The sequence below is a fragment of the Streptomyces sp. NBC_00988 genome (genome assembly GCF_045162645.1).
In the GTDB taxonomy this organism is placed as follows: domain Bacteria; phylum Actinomycetota; class Actinomycetes; order Streptomycetales; family Streptomycetaceae; genus Streptomyces.
In genome coordinates, this window is record NZ_CP108730.1 from 6,229,561 (window position 1) to 6,255,430 (window position 25,870).

The 25,870-nt window shown below is 70.5% G+C and carries 26 protein-coding genes and 1 tRNA gene; 17 read left to right on the forward strand and 10 right to left on the reverse strand.

Annotation, left to right across the window (positions count from 1 at the left end; all coding sequences use genetic code 11):
* Positions 1-19 precede the first annotated feature (19 nt).
* From OG496_RS28555 to OG496_RS28565, 3 genes are all read right to left on the reverse strand, one after another.
* Positions 20-853, reverse strand: coding sequence for a triphosphoribosyl-dephospho-CoA synthase (locus tag OG496_RS28555; RefSeq protein WP_405972922.1), 834 nt, complete (start codon positions 851-853; stop codon positions 20-22).
* A gap of 9 nt (positions 854-862) precedes the next feature.
* Positions 863-1,801, reverse strand: a complete 939-nt coding sequence (locus OG496_RS28560; RefSeq protein WP_405972923.1) for an intradiol ring-cleavage dioxygenase — start codon at positions 1,799-1,801, stop codon at positions 863-865.
* Positions 1,802-1,909: 108 nt separating this feature from the next.
* Positions 1,910-2,356 (reverse strand): ATP-binding protein, encoded by a 447-nt coding sequence (locus OG496_RS28565; protein ID WP_019055063.1) that lies wholly within the window; start codon positions 2,354-2,356, stop codon positions 1,910-1,912.
* 236 nt (positions 2,357-2,592) lie between these two features.
* On the opposite strand from OG496_RS28565, the gene OG496_RS28570 reads away from it, so the two are divergent.
* The 9 genes from OG496_RS28570 (at position 2,593) to OG496_RS28610 (ending at position 12,553) form a co-directional block, all read left to right on the forward strand.
* On the forward strand, positions 2,593-3,438 hold the full coding sequence (locus OG496_RS28570; protein ID WP_405972924.1) for a hypothetical protein: 846 nt from the start codon (positions 2,593-2,595) through the stop codon (positions 3,436-3,438).
* Between the two features lie 173 nt (positions 3,439-3,611).
* Positions 3,612-4,340 (forward strand): YcnI family protein, encoded by a 729-nt coding sequence (locus OG496_RS28575; protein ID WP_405861879.1) that lies wholly within the window; start codon positions 3,612-3,614, stop codon positions 4,338-4,340.
* A 93-nt stretch (positions 4,341-4,433) separates the two neighbouring features.
* Positions 4,434-5,084, forward strand: a complete 651-nt coding sequence (locus OG496_RS28580) for an SCO family protein (protein ID WP_405972925.1) — start codon at positions 4,434-4,436, stop codon at positions 5,082-5,084.
* Positions 5,081-5,527 carry a copper chaperone PCu(A)C gene (locus OG496_RS28585; RefSeq protein ID WP_405972926.1) on the forward strand — a complete coding sequence of 149 codons (447 nt, stop codon included), beginning with the start codon at positions 5,081-5,083 and terminating at the stop codon, positions 5,525-5,527. Before OG496_RS28580 ends, OG496_RS28585 begins: the two co-directional genes overlap by 4 nt.
* Positions 5,528-5,543: 16 nt before the next feature.
* The gene (locus OG496_RS28590) at positions 5,544-7,586 is read left to right on the forward strand and encodes a copper resistance CopC/CopD family protein (protein WP_405972927.1); all 2,043 of its coding nucleotides are present in this window, start codon (positions 5,544-5,546) and stop codon (positions 7,584-7,586) included.
* Positions 7,587-7,594: 8 nt separating this feature from the next.
* The gene (efeB, locus tag OG496_RS28595) at positions 7,595-8,893 is read left to right on the forward strand and encodes an iron uptake transporter deferrochelatase/peroxidase subunit (protein WP_405972928.1); all 1,299 of its coding nucleotides are present in this window, start codon (positions 7,595-7,597) and stop codon (positions 8,891-8,893) included.
* Positions 8,894-8,965: 72 nt separating this feature from the next.
* Positions 8,966-9,898: a prephenate dehydratase gene (gene pheA / locus OG496_RS28600; protein WP_366494855.1), complete on the forward strand. Its 933-nt coding sequence runs from the start codon at positions 8,966-8,968 to the stop codon at positions 9,896-9,898.
* Positions 9,899-10,460: 562 nt separating this feature from the next.
* Positions 10,461-11,738, forward strand: coding sequence for a serine--tRNA ligase (gene serS / locus OG496_RS28605; protein WP_366494854.1), 1,278 nt, complete (start codon positions 10,461-10,463; stop codon positions 11,736-11,738).
* Positions 11,735-12,553, forward strand: coding sequence for an HAD family hydrolase (locus tag OG496_RS28610; protein ID WP_405972929.1), 819 nt, complete (start codon positions 11,735-11,737; stop codon positions 12,551-12,553). Before serS ends, OG496_RS28610 begins: the two co-directional genes overlap by 4 nt.
* Before the next feature lie 87 nt (positions 12,554-12,640).
* Here OG496_RS28610 and OG496_RS28615 read toward each other — a convergent pair.
* From OG496_RS28615 to OG496_RS28640, 6 genes are all read right to left on the reverse strand, one after another.
* Positions 12,641-12,728: transfer RNA gene (locus OG496_RS28615), tRNA-Ser, on the reverse strand.
* Between the two features lie 261 nt (positions 12,729-12,989).
* Entirely contained in the window at positions 12,990-13,229 is a 240-nt protein-coding gene (locus tag OG496_RS28620) for a hypothetical protein (RefSeq protein ID WP_366494852.1), read from the reverse strand.
* 100 nt (positions 13,230-13,329) lie between these two features.
* Complete coding sequence (locus OG496_RS28625) at positions 13,330-14,049, reverse strand: ABC transporter permease (RefSeq protein ID WP_366494851.1); 720 nt, start codon at positions 14,047-14,049, stop codon at positions 13,330-13,332.
* An 11-nt stretch (positions 14,050-14,060) separates the two neighbouring features.
* Positions 14,061-14,972 carry an ABC transporter ATP-binding protein gene (locus OG496_RS28630; protein WP_403944839.1) on the reverse strand — a complete coding sequence of 304 codons (912 nt, stop codon included), beginning with the start codon at positions 14,970-14,972 and terminating at the stop codon, positions 14,061-14,063.
* A complete protein-coding gene (locus OG496_RS28635; protein WP_366494850.1) occupies positions 14,969-15,877 on the reverse strand; it encodes an ABC transporter permease subunit in 909 nt (302 codons plus the stop codon). The genes OG496_RS28630 and OG496_RS28635 overlap by 4 nt, the downstream gene beginning before the upstream one ends.
* Positions 15,867-16,853 (reverse strand): ABC transporter ATP-binding protein, encoded by a 987-nt coding sequence (locus OG496_RS28640; protein ID WP_365609007.1) that lies wholly within the window; start codon positions 16,851-16,853, stop codon positions 15,867-15,869. The genes OG496_RS28635 and OG496_RS28640 overlap by 11 nt, the downstream gene beginning before the upstream one ends.
* A gap of 245 nt (positions 16,854-17,098) precedes the next feature.
* On the opposite strand from OG496_RS28640, the gene OG496_RS28645 reads away from it, so the two are divergent.
* The 8 genes from OG496_RS28645 (at position 17,099) to OG496_RS28680 (ending at position 24,661) form a co-directional block, all read left to right on the forward strand.
* The gene (locus OG496_RS28645) at positions 17,099-17,941 is read left to right on the forward strand and encodes a M24 family metallopeptidase (protein ID WP_405972930.1); all 843 of its coding nucleotides are present in this window, start codon (positions 17,099-17,101) and stop codon (positions 17,939-17,941) included.
* On the forward strand, positions 17,938-19,695 hold the full coding sequence (locus tag OG496_RS28650) for an SDR family oxidoreductase (RefSeq protein ID WP_366494848.1): 1,758 nt from the start codon (positions 17,938-17,940) through the stop codon (positions 19,693-19,695). Before OG496_RS28645 ends, OG496_RS28650 begins: the two co-directional genes overlap by 4 nt.
* A complete protein-coding gene (locus tag OG496_RS28655) occupies positions 19,692-20,579 on the forward strand; it encodes a metal-dependent hydrolase (protein ID WP_405972931.1) in 888 nt (295 codons plus the stop codon). The genes OG496_RS28650 and OG496_RS28655 overlap by 4 nt, the downstream gene beginning before the upstream one ends.
* Positions 20,576-21,541, forward strand: coding sequence for a MerR family transcriptional regulator (locus OG496_RS28660; protein WP_405972932.1), 966 nt, complete (start codon positions 20,576-20,578; stop codon positions 21,539-21,541). Before OG496_RS28655 ends, OG496_RS28660 begins: the two co-directional genes overlap by 4 nt.
* Positions 21,542-21,663: 122 nt before the next feature.
* Positions 21,664-22,212 (forward strand): RNA 2'-phosphotransferase, encoded by a 549-nt coding sequence (locus OG496_RS28665; RefSeq protein ID WP_366494844.1) that lies wholly within the window; start codon positions 21,664-21,666, stop codon positions 22,210-22,212.
* 58 nt (positions 22,213-22,270) lie between these two features.
* Positions 22,271-22,729 (forward strand): hypothetical protein, encoded by a 459-nt coding sequence (locus OG496_RS28670; RefSeq protein WP_405972933.1) that lies wholly within the window; start codon positions 22,271-22,273, stop codon positions 22,727-22,729.
* Between the two features lie 42 nt (positions 22,730-22,771).
* Positions 22,772-23,674, forward strand: a complete 903-nt coding sequence (locus tag OG496_RS28675) for an LLM class flavin-dependent oxidoreductase (protein WP_405972934.1) — start codon at positions 22,772-22,774, stop codon at positions 23,672-23,674.
* 99 nt (positions 23,675-23,773) lie between these two features.
* A complete protein-coding gene (locus OG496_RS28680) occupies positions 23,774-24,661 on the forward strand; it encodes a Cof-type HAD-IIB family hydrolase (protein WP_405972935.1) in 888 nt (295 codons plus the stop codon).
* 79 nt (positions 24,662-24,740) lie between these two features.
* Here the strand turns inward: OG496_RS28680 and OG496_RS28685 are convergent, their stop codons facing one another.
* Positions 24,741-25,784: a peptidoglycan DD-metalloendopeptidase family protein gene (locus OG496_RS28685; RefSeq protein ID WP_405972936.1), complete on the reverse strand. Its 1,044-nt coding sequence runs from the start codon at positions 25,782-25,784 to the stop codon at positions 24,741-24,743.
* Between the last annotated feature and the right edge of the window lie 86 nt (positions 25,785-25,870).

Sequence of the window (25,870 nt, forward strand, 5' to 3'; positions counted from 1 at the left end):
GTGTCGGTCCTCTTCAGGTTCAGGCGGCCCACGCCAGTGAGTTGACCGGTAAAGAGTCCAGGAACAGCGCGCCCGCCAGGAGCCCCGCACTTCCGCGAGGGCTCCACACGCGTGCGTGCAGGTCGGTGTCGAAGGCGGTCAGTGCCTCCGCGCCCGCCGCCGTCGCCGTGCCGCCCGCCTCCAGGACACCGCGGGCCCCCGCCTGGACGTGGCGCAGGCCCAACGGGCCCACGGCGTGCAGGAGTTCGGTGTCCTGGAGGGTGGACATCACCGTGAGCAGGGCGTCGAGGCGGGCCTGTGTCTCCGTCGCCCCGGCCGCGCGGGTCGTGGCGAGGGTGTCCAACGCCCGCCGTACGTGCGGGAATCCGGCTTTGGCCTCACCCCGCGCACCGGCCGCACCGTACTTCGCCGAGATCGACGAGCCGCGCGAGGGCCTGCGCGGGGCGCGGCGGTCGGGGTGGGCGGCGATGCGCTTCGCGGTCGCGGCGACGTCCTTGGCCCCCGCGTGGGGGTCCAGGGCGGCCGCCGCGACCAGCAGGCCCAGCGCCCACAGGGCGCCGCGGTGGCCGCCGCCGGCGAGCGCCACGGAGTGCTCCGTGCAGCGGCCGATCGCGCCGAGTTCCGCGCGGAGCACGGGAGTCGGCTCACCGGTGCGGCGGGCCGCGGCCGCCATCGCCGCGAGGCCGGGGGTCAGCGCCTTGGCGGACCAGCGCAGGGCGCTGTGGTCCACGCGGGTCGTGCGGGCGGCCAGGTCGCGCGGGTCGGGCAGGCCCGGCTTGGGAGCCAGCGCCAGTTGCCCGGTGAGCGCGTCCACGGCGGCCCGCGCCAGTGCCTCGTCCTCGCGGCTCTGCATCGTCGTACCTTACGAGGAGGCGGAGGCCGAAGGGGAGGGGCTGTCGCTGGGCGGCGCACCCGTCGGGGCGCCGCTCGGGGGCGTACCGCCTCCGCCGCTGCCCGCGCCCGTGCTCTCGGCGTCCGGGTCGACGCCGAGGGTCAGTGAGCCCTTGTACCCCTTGGACGGGTCCTTCTTGTGCACGGCCTTGAGGGTGAGCAGGCCGCTGGCGGCGCCACCGCCGTCGTAGACCATGTCGTCGGCGAGGACGGTGTACGAGCCCGTGTGCTTGGCGTACGGGTCGAGGGTGAAGATGTCCTCGGCGATGTCGTCGGCGAAGAACAGCTGGCCGGTGTAGTTGACCTTGCCGCCCTCGTAGGTGCCGTCCTCCTTCTCGCCGCCGGTGTGCACCTTCACGTGGATGTGGCAGGTGCGGGGCGTGTACCAGCCCGGGAAGATCGTCTCAAACTTGACGACCCCGTTGGCGTTGGCGACCTGGTAACCCCGCAGGTACGTCTGGTCGTTGGCGGAGTCGCCCTCCTCGCTCTCCGCGGGGGCCGAGCCGCCCGGGTTGGCGGTGGTGTAGCCGGAGTAGTAGCCCCAGGCGTCGCAGTGCCAGATCTCCACGGCCGCGCCCTTGACCGGCGTGCAGCCGTCCGTGGCGTCGACGACGGTCAACCGCAGGGTGAGCGGGACGCCGGCCTTGCCCTCGGTGATGTCCTTGCGCACCAAGGCACCGTCGAGGTAGTAGGGGCCCTCCGTGACGCTCGTCATCAGCGTCATGCATTCACTGCTGGTCGAACTGGCCGACGCCGAGGCCGTCGCGTCCGCGTCGGTCGTCGTGTCGGCGGTGTCGGCGAACGCCGACTGGAACCCGGCGGCGACCAGTCCGCCGGCCGCGACCGTCCCGCCGGTCACCGCGAGGGCGCGGCGCCGGCTGATGGTTTTGTCTTTGTGGTTTCCCGTCATGATCACGAAGCTATGGACGGCAGCCGTCAGGGGCATGGGCCTGAGCTGTGCGCAAGGTAAGAATCCTCAGAAACCTGAAGTCGGCCGGAACCATGCGTCCCCGACGTGCTATACCGCCATCAGCGGCGCGTCCTTCCGCCACTTCAGGATCTTGTCGAAGCTCACCACCGCGCCGCCCACGCCCGGCTTGTTGCCGATGTGGACGTGGTCGGCGAGTTCCTGGATGAGACACAGTCCACGGCCGTTCTCGGCCTCGCTCGGGGCCGGGCGGACGGACTGCGTGCGGGCGAAACCGGGGCCCGAGTCCGCGACTTCGATACGACACTTCTCGCCGTCGAGGTACGCCGTGACCCGGTACGCCTCCGTGGGCGCGCCGTGCGCGGTGTCGCCGCCGTGCTCGACGGCGTTGGCGCACGCCTCGCTCAGGGCGACGGAGAGGTCGTAGGAGATGTCGGGGTCGACGCCCGCGGTCTCCATCGTGCCGAGAAACAGTCGCCGGGCGAGTGGCACGCTCGCGGCCTCGCGCCTCAGATGGAGTGACCACCAGATGCTCATGCTCCAGCCTCCCGGCCGCGGCTCGACATAGTGATACCTATTGCCGCCAGTGCCCCTGTGTAAGCACGGAGTTGACGTGATGCCGCCCATATGGGCGATGCGTCCCAAACGTAATTGGTGTATCCGGAGGTAGCTCACGCCGGAGAGTGATCTTTGTGAGCTACGACACACTATGGACTGGATGTTGCGGACCTGCCGTATGGCGGCGATACGGCCGGTGCGATGATGAGCCCGCCATGACTGCCCCCCACCCATGTACGGCGCGCTCCGGAGGTGAACTCCGGGTCCTGCGGGCCGCGGTGTTCGCCGCGGTCTGTGTCGTGCTGGCCGCGGCCGGTCATGCGATCGCCTCCTGCGCCACCGTTCCGCTGTGGACACTGGGCGCGGGCTTCCTCGCGACCTTCCTCGTCGTGACGCCGCTCGCCGGGCGGGCGCGCTCGCTGCCGGGGATCGTGGTGCCGCTCGCGGTCGGACAGACCGTGCTGCACACGCTGTTCGGGCTCGGGCAGAGCGCCGGTACGTCGACCACGGGCACCTTGTCCGCGTCCGACGCCACGCTCGTCGCGCGCGCCGCGCATCTCCTGTGCGGGACCACCGCCGCGGCGATCAGCCCGGCGCAGGCCCACCAGATCCTCACCGACGCGCGGCTGTTGCCGACTTCGGGCTCGATGGGCTCGACGGGCCCGATGAGCTCCATGGGGTCGATGCATCACCCGGCGGACGCCATGTCCACCTCCGCCGCCTCCTCCATGTCGCTGTTCCCGTCCCTGTCCATGCTGCTCGGTCACGTCCTCGCGGCGCTCGCCGCGGGCTGGCTGCTGCGGCGCGGGGACCTGGCGCTGCTGCGCCTGATGGAACTCTCGGCGCACGGAGTCGCGGAAGGGGCGCTCGTACGGTCCCTGCGCGGTGCGCTCGCCCTGGTGCGCGCTCTGCGGGCCGGGCTGCCGGGGGCGCCCGAGGCGGGCCCGCGTCCGCTCCGTAGCGCCCTGTTCGCGCCGCCCGCGCCGCACACCACCGCGCTCCAGCACTCGGTGATCCGCCGCGGTCCGCCGGCCGCCGCCGCACACACCCTCGCCGCCTGACGCGACGCGACCACCGATCCCGCACTCCCTTCTGTGCGTGAAGAGGCCGCCGTCGTGCGGCACACGCGCGTGCCCGTCTTCTTCAGCCGGGAAACCACTGATGAACCCGGGACACCACGCGCCCCTCTTCACCACCGGAACTCACTCGAACTCGAAGTGGAGTGCTCCTTTCCATGAAGACCTCTCGTATCGCCGCCGCCGCTGCCGTCGCCGGTTCGGCCGTGCTCGTGCTGTCCTCCCCCGCCTTCGCGCACGTCTCCGTGCAGCCGGAGGGCGCGGCCGTCAAGGGCGGCTACGCGGTCGTCGACTTCAAGGTCCCGAACGAGCGTGACGACGCCTCGACCACCAAGCTGGAAGTGAACTTCCCGACCGACCACCCGCTGGCCTCCGTGATGCCGGAGCCGATCAGCGGCTGGACCGTGAAGGTCACCAAGTCGAAGCTGGCCAAGCCCGCCGAGATGCACGGCGAGACGATCACCGAGGCCGTCACCAAGGTCACCTGGACCGCGACCGGCAAGGGCGTCGAGCCCGGCTACTTCCAGAAGTTCCCGGTCTCCGTCGGCATGCTGCCCACGGACGCCGACCAGCTCGTCTTCAAGGCGCTGCAGACGTACTCCGACAAGCAGGTCGTGCGCTGGATCGAGGTGCAGAAGGACGGCGAGGAGGAGCCCGAGAACCCGGCTCCGACGCTCACGCTGACCTCCGCCTCCGCCTCCGGCGCGACCGCCGAGGACGCCTCCGACAAGGCCGCGAAGACCGAGACCACCGCCGCCGACTCCACCTCGTCGTCCGCCGACTCCTCCGACACCACCGCCCGCGTCCTCGGCGTGGTCGGCATCGCCGTCGGCGCGGCGGGCGTGGCGTACGGCGTTCTCGCCGGCCGACGGCGTACGACCGTCTGAAGCCCGTCCGCTCATGGTGCGCACAGGGGTCCGTGCGACTCTTGCGTACGACCCCGGTGCGCGCCGGAGCTCTCACAACTGGGACATTTCTCTATGCGCAAGAAGACGTTCGCGGCGGCCGTTCTGCTCGCCGCCGCCACCCTGACGCTCTCCGCCTGCGGCAGCGGCGACGACGGCAAGAGCCCCGTCTCCGTGGTCTCCGAGGACACCGCGACCCAGGCCGCCACCGTGCTCGACACCCCGTTCGAGAAGCCGGACCTGGTCCTCACGGACACGCACGGCAAGAAGTACGACTTCCGGGCGGAGACCAAGGGCCGGCCGACGCTGATCTACTTCGGCTACACCCACTGCCCCGACATCTGCCCGCTGACGATGAACAACATCGCCGTGGCCAAGAAGTCGCTGTCCAAGGCCGAGCAGGACAAGCTGCTGGTCGTGTTCGTGACCACCGACCCGGCGCGGGACACCCCCTCCGAGCTCGGCAAGTGGCTCAAGGGCATCGACACCCAGTTCGTCGGCCTCACCGGCGACTTCGCCACCATCCAGGCCGGCGCCCGCTCGGTCGGCATCTCCATCGAGCCGACCTCGAAGGACAAGAACGGCAAGCTGGTCTCCGTCCACGGCACCCAGGTCGTCGCGTTCTCCCCGAAGACCGACGGCGGTTACCTGCTCTACGGCCAGGACACGACCGTCGACGACTACACCAAGGACCTCCCCAAGATCGTCAAGGGGGAGACGCCGTGAGGCAGTTCGCCGTACCCGTCGCGGTGCTGACCGGCGCCCTGGTCCTCACCGGCTGCGGCGGCTCGGACGACGCGAAGGCCCAGCTGTCCGTCAGCTCCGCCTACATGCCCCAGCCGGTCTCGGACATGGCGGCGGGCTTCCTGGACATCGCCAACAAGGGCGGCGCGAAGGACGAGTTGACGTCCGTCACCAGCGACCTCGGCCCGGTCTCCGTGCACGAGACGGTCGGCCAGGCGATGGAGGAGGTGCAGTCCCTCGATGTGCCCGCACACGGTCAACTCGTGTTCAAGAGCGGGGGCAACCACCTGATGTTCGACAAGCTGAAGCACACGCTCAAGCAGGGCGACCACGTGACCGTGAAGCTGCACTTTGCCAAGTCCGGCCCTCTCACGGTTGAGATGCCCGTGAAGTCGGCCACGTACAACCCCACGACCGGGCACTGAGGGAGGGACCCCCACCTTGAAGACGATCATCACCCCCCGCGTCCGCAATCTGGTGCTGCTGCTCCTGGCCGTCACCGGCATGCTCTTCGCCGGGGCGGGTACCGCCTCCGCGCACGCCGCGCTGACCGGCAGCGACCCCAGTTCGGGGGTGGTGGTCGACAAGGCTCCGACGCAGATCTCGCTCACCTTCTCCGAGAAGGTGGCGACGAACGACGACTCGCTGCGCGTGCTCAACCCGGAGGGCAAACGCGTCGACGTCGGCAAACCGTCCAACATCAGCGGTACGACGTACGCCACCCAGGTCCGCAGCGGCCTGCCCGACGGCACCTACACGGTGGCCTGGCAGGTCGTGTCGGCCGACAGCCACCCCGTGGGCGGCGCCTTCACCTTCTCCATCGGCTCCCCCTCGAAGACCACCGTCTCCGTGTCGGCCGAACAGGACGTCGGCGGCGGACTCGTCGGCGGGCTGTACGGCTTCGGGCGCTACATGTCGTACGCCGGCTTCATCGTCATGGTGGGCGGCGCCGCCTTCATCCTGGCCTGCTGGCAACGGGGCGCCGGAGTGCGCGCCCTGCAGCGGCTGGTGGTCTCCGGCTGGGTCTCGCTCACCGCGGCCACGCTCTGGCTGCTGCTGGTGCGCGGCTCCTACACGACGACCGGGAAGCTCGGCGACATCTTCGACCTGAACCTCCTCGGCCAGGTCCTCCAGACCAAGACCGGCGCGGCCCTCGTCTCCCGGCTGCTGCTGCTCGCCGCCGCCGCGCTGTTCATCGCCGTGCTGTTCGGGGCTTACGACAAGCGGGAGGACGAGGAGAAGCGGGACCTGACCTTCGGTCTCGCGATCGGCGGCGGTGTGGTGGCCGCCGGGCTCGCGGCGAGCTGGGCGCTGGCCGAGCACGCCTCGACCGGGCTCCAGCCCGGCATCGCGATGCCCGTCGACGTCGTCCACCTGCTGGCCGTGGCGACCTGGCTCGGCGGCCTCTCCGCCCTCCTCGTCGCGCTCTACCGGGCCCCCTCCGGCAACCAGGTCGGGCGGACGGCCGTACAGAACTTCTCGCGCATCGCGTTCGGCAGCGTCCTCGCGCTCGTCGCGACCGGCATCTACCAGTCCTGGCGCCAGCTCGGCTCCTGGTCGGCGTTCACCGACACCGGCTACGGCCAGCTGCTGCTCGTGAAGATCGGCCTCGTGGCCCTGCTCGTCGGCATCGCGTCGATCTCCCGGCGCTGGACCGCCAAGCTGGCGGAGACCACCGCGACGGCCGGGACGGTCGTCGAGGAGCGTGCGCCGGAGAAGGAGAAGGCACACGCCAGCGCGTCCACCAAGACCGCCGACTCCAGCGCCACGGCGTCCGCCGAGGCCAGTGCCTCCAGCGCTACGGCCCCCGCCAAGGCCGGTGTCTCCAGCGCCACCGCGTCCGCCGAGGCCGACTCCGATGTGGCCGCGTCCACCAAGGGCGCCGGTTCCGAGCCGGCCGACGACTCCAAGCGCGCCGCCCAACTCGCCCGCCAGCGGAGCGCCGTGGACACCGCGCGGAAGAAGCGGCTGCGGGACGCCGACCCGGTCCGCTTCGGGCTGCGCCGCTCGGTGCTCGCCGAGGCCGCCGTCGCCGTCGTCGTCCTCGCCGTCACCACGGCCCTGACGGCCACCGAACCGGGCCGCACGGAGGAGGACGCCAAGGCGGCCAAGTCCTCGTCGTCGTCCTCTTCTTCGTCCGCCGGCGCCCTGACCCTGGACATGTCGTTCGACACCGGAGGCACGGACGGCAAGGGCGTCATACGCCTCGACCTCGACCCCGCGCGCGTGGGCGGCAACGAGATGCACGTCTATGTGCAGCGCCCCAACGGCCGCGCCTTCGACGTCCCCGAGGTGAAGGTCGCCTTCACCCTCGCCGCGAAGAAGATCGGCCCGCTGCCCGTGACGCCCGACCGCATCGCCACCGGGCACTGGGCCGCGAACGGAATCCAGATCCCCATGGCGGGCGACTGGAAGATCTCGGTGACCGTGCGGACCTCCGACATCGACCAGACGACCGTCGACAAGAACGCGCAGATCGGCTGAACCACGCCATGCCTGACCAGTCCATTCCCCAGGCCCGGACCGTAGAGGCACCTCCCGGGGAGGCCGTTTCCGAAAACGCCTCCCCAGGGGAGGGCATTTCCCGCCGACGGCTCCTCGGTACGGCCGGTGCCACCGGGCTCGTGCTCGGTGCGGCGGGCGGAGCCGTGGGCTACGCGTCCGCGCCCGCCGGGGCCACACCGCTGACCTCGCTGGGCGAGGACATGGCAATGTTTCACGGGAAACATCAGCCCGGCATCACGGAGGGCCTCCAGGCGCGCGGCCATCTCGTCGCCTTCGACCTGGCGGCGGGCGCGAGCCGCAAGGAGGCGGCGGCCCTGCTGCGCCGCTGGTCGACGACCGCCCAGCGGCTGATGGCGGGCGAGGCGGCGGCGCAGGACGACACGGAGGTCGCCCGGGACGCGGGGCCGTCGTCGCTGACGATCACCTTCGGCTTCGGCAACTCCTTCTTCTCCCGTACGGGACTGGAGAAGCAGCGCCCGGCCTCCCTCGATCCGCTGCCCGACTTCTCCTCCGACCACCTCGACAAGGCGCGCAGCAACGGCGACCTGTGGGTGCAGATCGGCGCCAATGACGCGCTCGTGGCCTTCCACGCCCTGCGCACGATCCAGAAGGACGCGGGCAGCGCGGCCAAGGTCCGCTGGCAGATGAACGGCTTCAACCGGACGCCGGGCGCGACGGCCCACAAGATGACGGCCCGCAATCTGATGGGCCAGCTCGACGGCACCCGCAACCCCAAGCCGACGGAGTCCGACTTCGACAAGCGGATCTTCGTGCCGACGTCCGGTTCGACCGACCCGGCGTGGATGGCCAACGGCTCCTACGCCGTCGTACGCCGTATTCGCATGCTCCTCGACGACTGGGAGAAGCTCTCGACGGGCGCCCAGGAGAACGTCGTCGGGCGCCGCAAGTCCACCGGGGCACCCCTGTCCGGGGGCGGCGAGACGACCGCCATGGACCTGGAGAAGACCGACGCGAAGGGCGCCCTGCTCGTCCCCATCAACGCGCACGCCCGGATCGCCCGGCCCGACCAGAACGGCGGCGCGGCGATGCTGCGGCGCCCGTTCTCGTACCACGACGGCATCGCCGCGGACGGCACCCCGGACGCCGGGCTCCTCTTCGTGTGCTGGCAGGCCGACCCGTTGCGCGGCTTCGTCACCGTGCAGCGGAAACTCGACCGCGGGGACGCCCTGTCGACGTACATCCGGCACGAGGCGAGCGGTCTGTTCGCGGTGCCGGGCGGGGCGGCGGAGGGCGAGTACGTGGGGCAGCGGTTGCTGGAGGGGTGAGGCCGTCGCCCTATGGGGTGGCCGGGTGAGGAAGCGTGCGCTCGGTTCCGCAAGGCCCATTAGGGTGAGGTCATGCCAGCCAGCTACGCGTATCTCGGCCCTGAGGGCACCTTCACCGAAGTCGCCCTGCGGACGCTTCCCGAGGCGGCCACCCGGGAGCTGATCCCGTACGTGTCGGTGCAGTCCGCGCTGGACGCGGTGCGCACCGGCGAGGCCGAGGCCGCGTTCGTGCCGATCGAGAACTCCGTCGAGGGCGGCATCACCACCACCCTGGACGAGCTGGTCGCGGGCGCGCCGCTGATGATCTACCGCGAGGTGCTGCTGTCGATCACCTTCGCGCTGCTGGTCAGGCCGGGCACGAAGATCTCCGACATCAAGACGGTCTCCGCGCACCCCGCCGCCCAGCCGCAGGTCCGCAACTGGATGAAGGCGAACCTCCCGGACGCCCTGTGGGAGTCGGCGGCCTCGAACGCGGACGCCGCCCGGCTGGTCCAGGAGGGCCGCTACGACGCCGCCTTCGCCGGTGAGTTCGCGGCCGCCCGGTACGGTCTCGAAGCGCTGGAGACCGAGATCCACGACGCGGAGAACGCGCAGACCCGGTTCGTGCTGGTGGGCAGGCCCGCCCGCCCGGCCGCCCCGACCGGCGCGGACAAGACGTCGGTCGTGATCTGGCAGCGCGACGACCACCCCGGCGGGCTGCGCGACCTGCTGGGCGAGTTCGCCACCCGGGGCATCAACCTCATGCTGCTGCAGTCCCGCCCGACCGGCGCCGGCATCGGCAACTACTGCTTCTGCGTCGACGCCGAGGGACACATCTCCGACCGCCGGGTCGCCGAGGCGCTGGCGGGGCTCAAGCGGATCTGTCTCCAGGTGCGCTTCCTGGGTTCGTACCCGCGCGCGGACGTCGGCGTGGACGGCGTGAGGCCGCTCTTCCCGGCCACCTCGGACGAGGATTTCCTGGCCGCGGCCGACTGGGTCGCGCACTGCCAGGACGGCCGTTTCTGACCAGCGGTACCTGTGTGGCGCCCCGGTACTACCTGCGTATCTTCGTTATCCACAGAAGTTATCCACAGGTCCGCTTCTCGACCTGGGGACAAGTCGACAACGACGTACGATCCAGTCGACAAATCTCCCTACAGGTCGTCGACTCGTCCACCGGGGCGTAGGTCACTCTTCGTCCACCTGTTTCCTTCGGGCAATCCTTTGGAGCGACGCATTTCCACCCGAAAGTGGGTGGGAGGTGCGTTTGGGACAGGAATTACCCGTCGCGCGAAACCTTTTGGAAATGATCGTTTTCGATGTCCACAGATCTTTCGCACACCCTGTGGATAACTCTTCCGGGATGTGGATTCCTGTGGACAACCGCGACCTCAAGTCCCGTTTCCCACAAGGGATTCGGGTCAACAGGCCGCCTCGCGCCTGCCCCGTTCCAGGGAGCGGGACGCCTTTTCATTGACACGCATCGACATGCCGGAACACTCTGCGTAATTACCCCATAACTGGATGTAAGCCTCAGTTCGGAATGCTGAGTCGTGAGCCGGAACCCGGCACCGGTAGCCTGTTCCGCGTGATTGACCTTCGCCTGCTCCGTGAGGACCCCGACCGTGTGCGCGCGTCCCAGCGCGCCCGTGGAGAGGACGTCGCGCTCGTCGACGCTCTCCTGTCCGCCGACGAGCGGCGCAGGTCGTCCGGCGTCCGCTTCGACGAGCTGCGCTCCGAGCAGAAGGCGCTCGGCAAGCTCATCCCCAAGGCCTCCGGCGACGAGAAGGCCGAGCTGCTCAAGAAGACGGGCCAGCTCGCCGCCGACGTCAAGGCGGCCGACGCCGAGCAGCACGAGGCGGACGAGGAGACCAAGCGCCTCGCGCTCCAGCTCGGCAACCTCGTGCACCCCGACGTGCCCGTCGGCGGCGAGGAGGACTTCGTCGTCCTGGAGACGCACGGCACGATCCGCGACTTCGCCGCCGAGGGCTTCGAGCCCAAGGACCACCTGGAACTCGGCGAGTCGCTCGGCGCCATCGACGTCGAGCGCGGCGCCAAGGTCTCCGGCTCGCGCTTCTACTACCTCACCGGCGTCGGCGCCCTCCTGGAGCTGGCGCTCGTCAACGCGGCGATCGCGCAGGCCACGGAGGCCGGCTTCATCCCGATGCTGACCCCGGCGCTGGTCCGCCCGCGCGCCATGGAGGGCACCGGCTTCCTCGGCCAGGCCGCCGAGAACGTGTACCACCTGGAGAAGGACGACTTCTATCTCGTCGGCACCTCCGAGGTACCCCTCGCCGCGTACCACATGGACGAGATCCTCGACGCGGACAAGCTGCCGCTGCGCTACGCGGGCTTCTCCCCGTGCTTCCGCCGCGAGGCCGGCACGTACGGCAAGGACACGCGTGGCATCTTCCGCGTGCACCAGTTCGACAAGGTCGAGATGTTCTCGTACGTCCTCCCCGAGGACGCGGAGAACGAGCACCAGCGACTCCTGGACTGGGAGAAGCAGTGGCTCACCGCCCTCGAACTGCCCTTCCAGGTCATCGACGTGGCCTCGGGCGACCTGGGTTCGTCGGCGTCCCGCAAGTTCGACTGCGAGGCGTGGATCCCCACCCAGGGCAAGTACCGCGAGCTGACCTCGGCCTCCAACTGCGACAGCTTCCAGGCCCGCCGGCTGTCCGTGCGGCTGCGCGACGGCAAGAAGGTCCAGCCGCTGGCCACGCTCAACGGCACGCTGTGCGCCGTACCGCGCACGATCGTGGCGATCCTGGAGAACCACCAGCTGCCCGACGGTTCCGTGCGCGTGCCCGAGGTGCTGCGTCCGTACCTGGGCGGCCGTGAGTTCCTGACGCCGGTCGCCAAGTGACCACTGCGTCTCCCTCCGGGGGGTTCCCCTACCGGCTGGTCGCGACCGACCTCGACGGAACGCTCCTGCGCTCCGACGAGTCGATCTCGACGCGCACCCGTGACGCCCTCACGGCAGCCGGGGAGGCCGGTGCCGCGCACATCGTGGTGACCGGCCGCGGGGTCCCCTGGACCCGGCACATCCTCGACGACCTCGGCTACGAGGGCCTCGCGGTCTGCGGCCAGGGCGCCCAGGTCTACGACGCCGGGGAGCACCGCCTGCTGACGTCGGTCACTCTGGACCGCCAACTGGCAGGTGTGGCGCTCGCCAAGATCGAGGCGGAGGTCGGCCCGCTGTACCTCGCGGCGAGCCGGGACGGCCTGGACGGCGAGGTGCTGGTCGGCGACGGGTACGCGCTGACGGGCACGCTGCCGTCGACGCCCCTCTCGGACGTGTCCGAGCTGTGGGCGGCGCCGCTGAACAAGATCTACATCCAGCACCCGACCCTCACGGACGACCAGCTCGCCGAGGCGGCGCAGCTGGCCGCGGGCGGTTTCGTCTCGGTCGCGATGGCCGGCGCGGGCATCGTCGAACTCCTCCCGCTCGGCCTCTCCAAGGCCACGGGCCTCTCCCTCGCGGCCCGCCGCCTGGGCCTGAAGTCCGCCGACACGATCGCCTTCGGCGACATGCCCAACGACATCGCGATGTTCGCCTGGGCGTCCCACGGCGTGGCGATGGCCAACGCGCATGAGGAACTCAAGGCGGTGGCGGACGAGGTGACGGCGTCGAACGAGGACGACGGCATCGCGGTGGTGCTGGAGCGACTGCTGGGCTGAAGGGTGGGCCCGGCCTGCGACGCGCCGGGCGCCGCTTCGGCGAACCCCGGCCCCAGAAGTCGGCCCAGTCCCAGTGACAGCGTCTTGCGGAGGATGCACGGATCGAACGTGCGCGGGCTTTCCAGGCCCGACCAGGGCTTAGCAAGCCCGTGCCTTACCACTCGGCCAATCCTCCGGGAGGGCGGCCCACGCGATAATGAGTCGCGTGCTCGAAGCGGCCGCCCCGGGCAGCTCCCCGTGGTGGGCGACTCGACAGAGGGTAACTACTCCGGAGACCGCCGCGGGCTGCCCTGAAGGGAGTTGGACGTCCTGTCGTGCATCGACATCGTCCAGCTCCTCTCCCAGTCAGTGGCGCCGGCTGATCCGGCGTCGACACAACAACTGTGCCTGTACGCCGAGTTGGACGCCACCGAATAAAGGGGCAGCCGCGTGACGGCTAACGCAGGCGCCACCTGCGCCTGCGTGCCTTGCTGAAGAACCACCCCGCGGGCGGCTCGTCCGAGCGCCAGGGCTGGGGCTCGGGGGACTCGGCGCGCCAGCGCGCCGCGAGCATCCGCGCGCGGGCGGACGGCTCTGCCGTCCCGGCGGACCGTATGAAGTCGTCGTCCAGGACCAGCTTGTCCCAGCCGTCCCCGGACTCCGCCTGACCGCCGCCGTACGTCGCCTCTCCGGCCATCCCCGTTCCTCCTAGCCGTGCGTCCTGTTTGCCCAGTGTGCCCGGACAGAGATGAAGCCCCCGTCAAGATCAGAACCTGTCATTTCCGCATCGGGCCCGGTCACTCCTCACCGGCCAGCTTCAGCGTGCGCAGCTTCTGTCCGGCGAACCAGGTGGCTCCCGCGGTGACCGCGACGAGGAACACCGTGGCCGTGGTCAGTCCGACGTCCGAGGTGACCAGGTCTCCGCCGGCGACCTTGTGGGCGACGGCCAGGGACCACTGCTGGACGCTGAGCGTGCGGGCGCCGGCGACCAGGGAGCCGAACAGGGCTTCCCAGACGAGGGCGTAGACGAGTCCGAAGACCACCGCGTGCCGGGAGACCGTGCCGAGCAGCAGGAAGAGTGCCGCGTAGGCGATGGACGCGACCAGGGCGGCCACCGTGTAGGCGACGGCGATCTGCTGTCCGTTGCCGTTGAGGATGAGGCCGGCGATCAGCATGGGGACCGCCGAGAACACCATGGTGACGGCGACCGCCACGATCAGCTTCGTGAAGATGATCGTGGGCCGCTTCAGCGGCTTGGACAGCAGGTACACCACGGAGCCGTCGTCGATCTCCGGTCCGATCGCGCCGGTACCGGCGATGACGCCGATGATCGGCACCATCGTGGCGAGCCCGAGCCCGCCCAGGACGTCGACCGCGGTCTGGTCGTCGGCGCCGGTGAGGCCCCGCACCACCACGGAGATCATGATCAGCAGGAAGGGCAGGGCGCCCAGGATGAGGGCCCGGCGCCGGCCGAGCAGGGCCCGGTAGGTGAGTCGGGCGACTGTGGGGTCGTACATCTCTTGGCCTCCTACGCCGCGACGAGATACGAGAAGACTGATTCGAGCGACTCGTCCGACGGCGAGACCGTGAGCAGCCGGATGCCGTGGTCCCTGGCCACCCGGGGCAGCAGGGCCGTGAACCGGCCGAAGTCGACGGCCTGGACGCGCAGCGCGCCCTCGGCCAGGTCGACCTCGATGCCGGATGTCGACGGGTCGGCGATCAGCGCGGCCGCGAGGGCGCGGTCGTCGCTGGAGCGGACCAGGTAGCGGTGCGGACGGTCGGTCATCAGGCGGCGGATCTTGCGGAAGTCACCGCTGGCCGCGTGCCGTCCGGCCACAACTACCTCGATGTGCCAGGCGAGTTGTTCGACCTCTTCGAGGATGTGGGACGAGAACAGCACGGTGCGGCCCTCGTCGCCCATCCGCCGCAGCAGGTCCATGAGCTGCATGCGCTGGCGCGGGTCCATGCCGTTGAAGGGCTCGTCGAGGAGCAGGAGCGAGGGGTCGTGGACCAGGGCGGACGCCATCTTCACGCGCTGCCGCATGCCCTTGGAGTACGTGGAGATCTTGCGGTCCTGCGCGTACTCCATCTCGACCGTGGCCAGCGCCTTCTGGGCCGCCTTGGCGCCGAGGCCGTGCAACTCGGCGTTGGCGACGACGAATTCGCGTCCGGTGAGGAAGTCGTACATCGCCTCGCGCTCGGGGACGATGCCGATGTGCTTGTAGATCTGTTCGTTGCGCCAGACCTGCTGGCCGTCGAGGGTGACGGTGCCGGTGGAGGGGGCGAGGAAGCCGCCCATCATGTTGATGAGGGTGGACTTTCCGGCGCCGTTGGGGCCGAGGAGTCCGGTGACGCCGGGGCCGACGTTCATGGTGATGTCGTTGACGGCGACCACGTTGCCGAACCAGCGGGAGACGTGGTCGATGGAGAGCGTGGTCACAGGCCCACCTTCCGGTAGCGGCGGATCAGGAGGCCGTAGGTCGCGGCGATGAGGCCCAGGACGGCGAGGAGGTAGACGACGCCTTCCGCGTGGCTGGGGCCGACGCCTCCGGGGAACGCCGAACTCGCGCCCAGGAACGCCGACTGCAGGCCGTCGATGAGGGTGACGGGCGAGAAGAGGCCGATCCAGGGGATGGCGCTCGTGGAGTTCTGCGCGTCGGCGATCGCCTGGAGGGTGGAGACGGCGCCGGAGGAGATGGTCAGTACGGCGATGACGGCCGCGATGCCGAAGCCGCGGCGCGGGGTGACCGCGGCGATGACCAGGCCGATGCCGGCGAAGAGCAGCGAGAGGAGGGTCACCGAGACGAGTCCCTGGGCGAAGCCCTTGGTCTGGTCGGCGAAGTCCAGCTTGGCCAACAGGGCGCCTACGTAGAGCACGATCAGCGGGGCCCCGGTCAGGATGAGCATGGCCGAGGCCAGGGCCGCGAACTTGGCCCTCACGTAGTCGGCGGTCTCGATCGGCCGCGAGAAGTACAGGGGTACGGTCTTGAAGCGCAGGTCGCGCGAGACCGACTGGGGTGCCTGCGAGGCGACGTACAGGCCGATGACGGCCTGCATGATGATCGCGTAGCGCGTGTAGTCGACGGGCAGGTCCTTGGCCTTCGTGGCGACCGCGACGGCCACCATGATGGCCGCGGGCACGCACATGACCACGAACAGCAGCATCGGCAGCACCTTGGACTTCACCGAGCGGCCGAGGCCGTACGAGCCGCGCAGGGACTGCGAGTAGAGGGAGCGGCGGGCGTAGGCGCGGCCCAGGCGGGGGCCGTCGTAGTGGCGGTAGCCGATGTTGTGGATACGGGTCTGGTCGCCCGGCTGGGGGACCAGGGGCTGGTCAATTGCCATGGCCTACGGCCTCCTTCCGCTCTGCGTCGTGGCCGGCGCCCGTGTCGGTGCCGGTGTCGGTGAAGACCTCGGAGATGTGGTGCCTGCGCTGCTCCATGCGCACCAGTCCGAGGCCGAGGTCCGCGATCACGTCCCGGACCACGTCGTACGTCTCCTCGCCCGTGGCCGTCAGGAGGAGGACGTGGCCCGCGCCCGGCAGGCCGCTGCCGTCGTGGGTGTCCACCCCGCGCGCGTGGAGCGCGTCGCGCACCGCGCGGGTGCCGTCCGGGTGGTCGTCGGTGTCGGTGACCTCGATCGCCAGGGTCGTCGTGATCTGGGTGAAGTCCGTGGTGGAGCTGGAGCGCAGGAGCTTGCCGCCGTCGACCACGATCACGTGGTCGCAGGTGCGCTCCAGCTCGCCCAGCAGGTGCGAGGTCACCAGCACCGAGATGCCGAAGTCCGTGTGGATGCGGCGGATGAGGCCGAGCATCTCGTCGCGGCCGACCGGGTCCAGGCCGTTGGTCGGCTCGTCCAGGAAGACCAGCTGCGGGTCGTGGACGAGTGCCTGCGCGAGCTTGACGCGCTGCTTCATGCCCGTCGAGTAGCCGCCGATGGGGCGGTAGCGCTCCTCGTACAGCCCGACATGGCGCAGGGTGTCCGCGGTGCGCTCGCGGGCCGCGGTGGGCGGCAGGCCGGACATGCGCGCCATGTGGACGACGAACTCGGTGGCCGAGACGTCGGGCGGCAGACAGTCGTGCTCCGGCATGTACCCGACGCGCTCGCGGATGTCGGCACCCTTGGTGGCGACATCGAGGCCGAGCACTTCGGCTCGGCCCTCGGAGGCGGGGGACAGACCCAGCAGGATCTTGATCAAGGTGGACTTGCCGGCTCCGTTGGCACCGACGAGCCCCGTAACACCGGGTCCGACGTCCACGGAGAGCCGGTCAAGCGCGGTCACCCGTGGGAACCGCTTGCTCAGGCTTTCGGTCGCGATCACAGTCACGTCTACGAAGGTAGTGACGCGGACCACTGCGGTCGTCACCCCGCAGAGCTGTCCTCACGTCAGACTCCAGACGTACGGGTCCGTAGGGGATGCCCTGCTTGAGAGCTACGCGGAGGCCCCGCCGGGTTATCCACAGATGGAGATCGGGCCTATTGACGCAGCCTCTAACAACTGTCACATTCACGAGTGTCAAGTTACGGGCACGTACCGCAGTCAATGTGGACAGGTGGGGCGGTGGCATGACTACGGCGGTGACACGCGAACTCTCCGCGGAACTGCGGGGGTTCAGGGAGGTACAGCGGCTGGCGTACGAGTGCGCCGAGGCCGTGGCGGCCCGGTTGGAGCCCGGGGTGACCGAGCGCGACGCGGCGCGGATGCAGCGGTCGTGGCTGCGCGCGCGGGGTGTGCGGGACTGGTTCCATCTGCCCTTCGCCTGGTTCGGCGACCGCACGGCGTTCACGAACTTCCGGGTGCCGCTGCAGTTCTTCCCCACGGGCCGCCGTCTTGAGCCCGGGATGCCGTTCATCCTGGACATGGCCCCCGTGTACAAGGGCTTCACGGCCGACATCGGCTATTCGGGCTCCCTGGGCGCCAACCCCGTGCAGGACCGGCTGATGGCCGACCTGGAGGCACACCGCGCGCTGCTCCTGCGCGAGGTGCGCGAGCGGCGCCCGCTGCGCGAGATCTACGAGGACGTGGACCGCCTCATGGTCCGCCAGGGCTACGCCAACCGGCACCGCGCGTACCCCTTCGGCGTGATCGCGCACAAGGTCGACCGGGTCACCGAACGCCCTTGGTCCCCAAGGCTGTTCGGGTTCGGCACGCAGTCCCTGAAGGGCCTCGCGAGCGACGCGCTGCACGGCCACCGCGACGGCTGGTCCCCGCTCTGGTCGCCGTACCGCTTCTCCGACCATCCCCCGCACCCGGGCCTGTGGGCCGTCGAACCGCATCTCGGATTCCGGGGCACGGGCGCCAAGTTCGAGGAGATCCTCGTCGTCACCGACTCCAAGGACCCCGAACAGAGCGCCTTCTGGCTCGACGACGATCTGCCGCACGTGCGGCGCTGGGCGGAGGACAAATGACGCTTGAGGGTGCGCGCGAGCGCTGGGTGCGGACGGGTGGAGTCGAGCTGTGCGTGGCCGAGTTGGGGGACCCCTCGCGCCCCACGGTCGTCCTGGTGCACGGCTACCCCGACAGCAAGGAGGTGTGGTCCGAGGTCGCGTCCCGGCTCGCGGACCGCTTCCACGTCGTCCTCTACGACGTCCGGGGCCACGGCCGGTCCACGGCACCGGAGCCGCTGCGGGGCGGGTTCACCCTGGAGAAGCTCACGGACGACTTCCTGGCGGTCGCCGACGCGGTCAGCCCGGACCGGCCCGTGCACCTGGTGGGGCACGACTGGGGCTCGGTGCAGTCCTGGGAGTTCGTCACCGTCGAACGCACGGTGGGCCGGATCGCCTCCTTCACGTCGATGTCCGGGCCGTCCCTCGACCACTTCGGGCACTGGATCAACAAGCGCCTGACCCGGCCCACCCCGCGCCGCGTCGGCCAACTCCTCGGCCAGGGCGCCAAGTCCTGGTACGTGTACCTGCTGCACACGCCCGTGCTGCCCGAACTAGCCTGGCGCGGCCCCCTGGGCAGGCGCTGGCCGAAGATCCTGGAGCGCGTCGAGAAGGTCCCCCGCGGCGACTACCCGACCTCGTCACTGCCCCAGGACGCGGCCCACGGCGCCTGGCTGTACCGGGACAACGTCCGGGCCAGGCTGCGCAGGCCACGCCCCGACGCGTACGCGCACGCGCCCGTGCAGCTCGTCACGCCTCTGGGGGACGCGTTTCTCTCCGAGAAGCTCTACGACGAACTGGAGCTGTGGGCGCCGGGGGCGGTGCGCCACACGCTGCCCGCCAAGCACTGGATCCCGCGCACCCGCCCCGATCAACTGGCGTCCTGGATCACGGAGTTCGTGACCACCCATGAGGGCGAGCGCCCCAGGTCGACGCCGGCGACCGGCAAGTACGTCGAGCGGTTCGGCGGGCAGCTCGTGCTGGTCACGGGCGCGGGCAGCGGCATCGGGCGGGCCACGGCGTTCGCCTTCGCCGAGTCCGGCGCGCGCGTGGTGGCCGTCGACCGGGACACGGAGAGCGCGGCCCGCACCGCCGAACTGGCCCGGCTGATCGGCGCCCCCGAGGCCTGGGCGGAGACGGTCGACGTCGCCGACGAGCAGGCCATGGAGAAGCTCGCCGCGAAGGTCGCCGCCGAGTACGGCGTGGTGGACGTCCTGGTGAACAACGCCGGAATCGGACTCTCCGGTTCCTTCTTCGACACCACCCCGGAGGACTGGAAGAAGGTCCTGGACGTCAACCTGTGGGGCGTGATCCACGGCTGCCGCCTCTTCGGGAAGCAGATGGCCGACCGCGGCCAGGGCGGACACATCGTCAACACGGCCTCGGCGGCGGCGTTCCAGCCGTCGAAGGCACTGCCCGCCTACAGCACCTCCAAGGCGGCCGTCCTGATGCTCAGCGAGTGCCTGCGCGCGGAACTCTCCGGCCAGGGGATCGGTGTCTCGGCGATATGCCCGGGTCTCGTCAACACCAACATCACCTCGACCGCGCACTTCGCCGGGGTCGACGCCGCCGAGGAGAAACGGCGCCAGAAGAAGTCGGCGCGGCTCTACGGGCTGCGGAACTACCCGCCGGAGAAGGTCGCCGACGCGATCCTGCGGGCCGTCGTACGCAACCAGGCCGTCGTACCCGTCACCCCGGAGGCGCGCGGCGCCCATCTGATGTCCCGGTTCGCCCCGCGCGCGTTGCGGGCGATGGCCCGCCTGGAGCCGCCGCTGTGACCTCCGAGAACGAGCAGCACGCGATCGCCCCGCGCCGGGTCTCCTTCGACTGGTCGCGCACACCCCTGCACTGGATCCCGGACGAGCCGACCGCCACCCATGTCATCAACGTGCTGCATCTGCTGCTGCCTGCGGGGGAGCGGTGGTTCGTGAAGGTCTTCAAGGAGGGCCTGCCGCTGGTCAGGGACCCCGAACTCCTCGCGGACGTCAAGGGGTTCATGGGCCAGGAGGCCACCCACAGCGTCCAGCACGCGCACGTGCTGGACCATCTCGCCACCCAACGGCTCGACACCACGGACTTCACCCGGCACGTCGACTTCCTCTTCGAACGGCTCCTCGGCGAACGCCCGCCGCTCGGCGCACCGGTGCCGGAGCGGGAGTGGCTGCGCTTCCGGCTGGCGGTCGTCGCCGCGATCGAGCAGTTCACGGCGGTGCTGGGCGACTGGATCCTGGCCGCCGAGGCCCTCGACCGGTCCGGCGCCGACGCGATCATGCTCGACCTGCTGCGCTGGCACGGCGCGGAGGAGGTCGAACACCGCGCGGTCGCCTACGACATGTTCCAGCACTGCGGAGGCCACGGCCTCCCCCGCTACGCCCGCCGCGTCGCCGGCATGGCGGTCACGGCCCCCGTGATGCTCTCCCTGTGGGCCTGGGGCACGGCCTACTTGATACGCCACGACCCCCAACTCGCGGGCCGCGTCCGCTACTCGCTCACCGAACACAACAGGGCCGCACGCAAAGGCCTGTTGCCCACCTGGCGCTCACTCGGCGCGGCCGTCCCCCGCTACCTGCGCCGCTCCTACCACCCGTCCCGGGAGGGGTCGTTGAACCGGGCGGTGGAGTACCTGAAGCGCTCACCGGCGGCGCGGGCGGGGGTTGCGTGAACGCCGGGTCGGGTTCGGGCTCCGGCCCCCGCGACGCCGCCTACCGCATCGAGGACCTCGCGCACCTCAGCGGCGCCACCGTCCGCACGATCCGCGCCTACCAGGACCGCGGCCTGCTCCCCCGCCCCGAGCGGCGCGGCCGGGCCAACGTGTACGCCGATGTCCATCTCGCCCGGCTCCGGCAGATCGCGGACCTGCTCGACCGCGGCTACGGCCTGGCCTCCATCAAGGAGTTGCTGGACGCCTGGGACGCGGGCCGGGGGCTGGGCGGGGTGCTCGGGCTGGCCGCCGAGGTGGACGGGCCGTGGACGGACGAGGAGGCGGTCCGGATCTCGCGCGCCGAGCTGGAACAGCGCTTCGGCGGCAGCCCGGACGACGCGGCCGTCGCCGAGGCCGTCGAACTCGGCGTACTGGAACCGGTCCCCGGAGACACCGACTCCTTCCTCGTCCCGAGCCCCCAAGAGCTGGCGGTGGCCGTCGAGTTGTACGCATCCGGAGTCCCGCTCCCCGCGATCTCCTCCCACCTAAGGGAGTTGAGGGTCCAGGTCGAGCACATCGCCGCCCGTTTCCTGGAGTTCACCACCGAGCACGTCTTCGCCCGCTACCTCGACGGCGCACACCGACCGACGGACGCGGATGCCACGGAAGCGGCTTCTCTCGTACGACGGCTGCGGCCCCTCGCCCGGCAGACCGTGGACGCCGAACTCGCCCGCGCGATGCGCCTGTTCGCCAACCGGTCGCTGCGCCGGCACCTCGGGGCGGCGGAACCTTCGCACTCCGTGCCCTCGTCACGTTCCGTGGCCGTGCCCGAAACGACAATGCGGGCCGTGGAGAGGTTGGTTGGCCCGGCGAAGGCGGCGGAGTTCATCGCGCTGGCGGCCGAACGGGAGCTGCGAGCAAGGGCGTTGGATGCGCTCATGCCAAGTAGTGCGCCCCCAGCCGATCTTGACGAACAGGGTTGACATGACAGGGAGTTGTCCACAGAAACGCCAATTCCCCTGTGGATAACTACAGTTGGTTGTGGATCAAACATCGGTCGGAAAATAAAATGCGTGATCCACGTCTCTCGCGTCATGCTGATCGGATGGATGAAAGACGCACCGTGAAGGTGTCGAAGTACCTCTCCAAGCATCTGCGCCACCAACCCGAGCGGATCGGGCTCACCCTCGACGAGGCCGGCTGGGTCGAGATCGACACGCTGATCGCCGCCTGTGCCGCACACGGGTTCCGGTTCGACCGCGAGGAACTCGACCACGTGGTGGCCACGAACGACAAGCGCCGGTTCGCGATCGAGGGCACCCGTATCCGCGCCAGCCAGGGTCACAGCATCGAGGTCGACCTCGGGCTGCCCCCGGCCACCCCACCGCCGTACCTCTTCCACGGCACGGTCGCCCGCAACCTGGACGCGATCCGGGCCGAGGGGCTCCGGCCCATGAACCGCCACGCCGTCCACCTCTCCGCCGACCGCGAGACCGCGACCCGCGTGGGCGCCCGCCGCGGCCGGCCCGTCGTGCTCTCCGTGGACGCGGGCGCGATGCACAAGGACGGCCACGTGTTCCGGGTCAGCGAGAACGGGGTCTGGCTCACGGAGGCCGTACCCGTGCGGTATCTGCGGTTCCCCGCGCCCCACTGACCCCGCACGGCCCGAGGAGTACCGCCCCCGGTATGGCCTCGGCCGCACCACCCCCGGCATGATCAGTGGTATGGACCACTTCCACAGCACCGAGGCCGCCGTCACCGCCCTCCGCGCGATCGCGTCCGAGTACGCGCGGGAGATCGAGGTCACCCATGACATCGGCGCCGACCAGACCTCCCGCCGCACCTCCGCGGGCTTCGGCGTCACCACGGACCCGGACGGCTCGCTCCCGCACGAGGCCTTCGCCGAGTTCGGCGGACTGCCGCGGGTGAGCGTGCGGCTCTATCCCGAGGACGACGCGCTGATCACGGTCGAGGGAATCGACTGCCCCGACATCGCCCGCAACGACGTCCCCGCCTTCCTCCGCTCCGTCTTCGACGGCCACGCCTACGTCAAGGCCCGCCGTTTCCCGCCCAGTTGCAACCTGGTCGTCCCACTGCCCGGCGACCGGACGCACAAGGAGTGGATCTCGATGATCGTCCTCACGCCGTGGCTGAACAGCCGCATACGGTGACGGTTTCACGTGAAACACGGACAGCCGCATAGCCTGGGAATCATGAGCCTGCGCCTGAGCACCGTGATCCTCCCGTACCGCCGCTGGAACGAGGGGAGCCGCGAATCCTGGCAACGCGCGGAGCAGCTCGGCTTCCACACCGGTTTCACCTACGACCACCTGTCCTGGCGCACCTTCCGGGACGGCCCGTGGTTCGGTGCCGTACCGACGCTGACCGCCGCCGCGGCCGTCACCGAGCGGATGCGTCTGGGCACCCTCGTCACCTCGCCGAACTTCCGGCACCCGGTGACCCTCGCCAAGGAGCTCATCTCGCTCGACGACGTCTCCGACGGGCGGGTCACCCTCGGCATCGGCGCGGGCGGCACCGGCTTCGACGCCACCGCGCTCGGGCAGGAACCGTGGACCCCGCGTGAGCGTGCCGACCGGTTCGGGGAGTTCGTTCCGCTGCTGGACCGACTGCTCACCGAGGACTCGGTGTCGTACGTGGGGGACTTCTACTCGGCGCACGAGGCACGGAACATCCCGGGCTGTGTACAGCGGCCCCGGCTGCCCTTCGCGGTGGCCGCCACCGGTCCTCGTGGGCTGAAGCTCGCCGCCCGGTACGGACAGGCGTGGGTGACCACCGGCGACCCCAAGCTGTTCGAAAACGGCACCCCTGAGCAGTCGGTTCACGCCATTCGCGGGCAGGTCGACAAGCTGGCCGACGCCTGCGCGGCGATCGGCCGGGACGCGGCCGGGATCGACAAGATCCTGCTCACCGGTTTCACCCCGGACCGCGGCCGTCCGCTGGAGTCCCTCGGCGCCTTCGTCGACTTCGCGGGCCGGCACCAGGAACTGGGCTTCACCGACATCGTGATCCACTGGCCCATCCCGGACTCCGACTTCGCCGCGGACGAGAAGATCTTCGAGCAGATCGCCATGGAGGCTCCGACCCAGCTCCGCTGAGTCGCCACCCCGGCCCAGCCCGGCAGCGAGGAGTACAACGGCCCTGGTGGGGGCGGTAGCCACTCACCTGTGCACTCTCCCGCACAGTCGTGCGGGCATATGCGGGAGAATGGCCCGGTGACCTCAGCGACTCGACAGCCCGAGACCCCGGCCGCCGCCGTCCCGCCACGGCTGATCGCCACCGACCTGGACGGCACCCTGCTGCGCGACGACAAGTCGGTGTCCCCCCGCACGGTGGCCGCCCTGGCGGCAGCCGAGGAGGCGGGTGTCGAGGTCTTCTTCGTCACCGGCCGCCCGGCCCGCTGGATGGACGTCGTCAGCGACCACGTCCACGGCCACGGCCTGGCGATCTGCGGCAACGGCGCCGCCGTGGTCGACCTGCACGGCGGCCCCGGCACCCACCGCTTCGTGAAGGTCCGCGAACTGGCCCGGGAGAACGCCCTCGACGCCGTACGCCTGGTGCGCGAGGCGGCGCCCGGGACGGTGTACGCGATCGAGCTGACGTACGGCTTCTACCAGGAGCCGGCGTATCCGAAGCTGCATATGGAGATACCGGACACCCTCGCCACCGCCGAGAAACTCCTGGCGCCGGACGCCCCGGGGGCCGACGAGCCCGTGCTGAAGATCCTCGCGTTCCACCCCGAGCTGGACCCGGACGTCTTCCTGAACCTCGCCCGCCTCGCCCTCGGCGACCGCGCGAACGTCACCCGCTCCAGTCCCAGCGCCCTGCTGGAGATCAGCGGGCCCGGCGTCTCCAAGGCCAGCACCCTCGCGCTGTGCTGTGCGGAGCGCGGTATCGCGCCCGAGGAGGTCGTCGCCTTCGGGGACATGCCGAACGACGTCGAGATGCTCACCTGGGCGGGACAGTCGTACGCGATGGGCAACGCGCACCCCGACGTGCTCGCCGCGGCCTCCGGGCGGACCGTCGACAACAACGAGGACGGCGTGGCGGTCGTGATCGAGCGGATGCTGGCCGAGCGGCGGTAACGGCGGTTGCAGCGGTGACGGCGGCCGGTGGTAACGGGCGTCGTCCTGAAGCACGCCCCTTACGCGAGCGACGAGTGCCCTAGCCGAGCGGGACTCCTCGCTGTGCCAGCCAGGGCAGAGGGTCGACCGCCGATCCCATGTCCGGGGTGACCCGTACCTCGAAGTGCAGGTGTGGGCCGGTGGAGTTGCCGGTCGTGCCGGACTGGGCGATCCACTGGCCGGTGGTGACGCGGTCCCCCTGGTCGACGGTGACGGCGGCGAGGTGGGCGTACTGCGTGTAGTAGCCGCCCGGGTGCTCGATGACGATCTCGATGCCGAAGGCGCCCCCGCAGGACACCCGCACCACCCGGCCCGCCCCGGCAGCCCGGACCGGCGTGCCGATGGGCACCGCGAAGTCCTGGCCGGTGTGCCGGTTCGCCCAGCGGGAGCCGCCGCTGCCGAAGCCCGCGGACAGTTCGACGGTCTCCACCGGCGCGACCCACGGGTCGGTGACCCGGTTCGGCGGCTGATCTAGGCGGACGGCGCCCCGGCAGCTGCCCGCCGCGACCGAGGCGTCCGCCTGCCCCTGCAACTGGCCGCGCGCCTCTTCGAGTTTCCGCTGGATGCCCTGCTTCAGGTCGGCGAGTTCGGCGTTCCGTTTCTCCAGCGTCCGCCACGCCGACGCGGCCTTCGCCTCGTCACCGGCGAGCCGCACCTCGGCCCGGTGGCTCCTGCCGATCGCGTTGCCGACGGCGAGATCCGCCTGGGAGAAGACGTGCTGATCGCGCATCAGGTCCTCGGGGCTGTCCGCGAGGATGATCCGGGCCACCATCGGGACACCGCCGCCGCTGCGGTACTGGGCGCGGGCGATCCGGCCCAGGTCCTCGTGCAGCCGTGCGGTCTCCCGCCGTTCGCGGTCCAGTTGGCCCTCGACCTGCTGAGCACGGGCCCGTTGCGCGTCGGCCTCCTGCCGCCCCGCCTCGTACCGCTGCGCCGCGACGGCCGCGTCCTGGTAGAGCCGCGCCACCTCCGCGCTGGCACCGGCGGCGCCCTGAGTGTCGTCGTCGCCGGGGCGGGCCGCCAGGACGGCGAGCGCGCACAGCAGCACCGGAACGAGCAGCGGATGACGGCGAGATGAGCGCATGTCAGTGATCGTGCCCCGCGCGGCGGACGAAGGCCCTGTTCAAGTCGTACGCATGGGGGACGCCTTGCTGCGAACGGCTCAGCGGG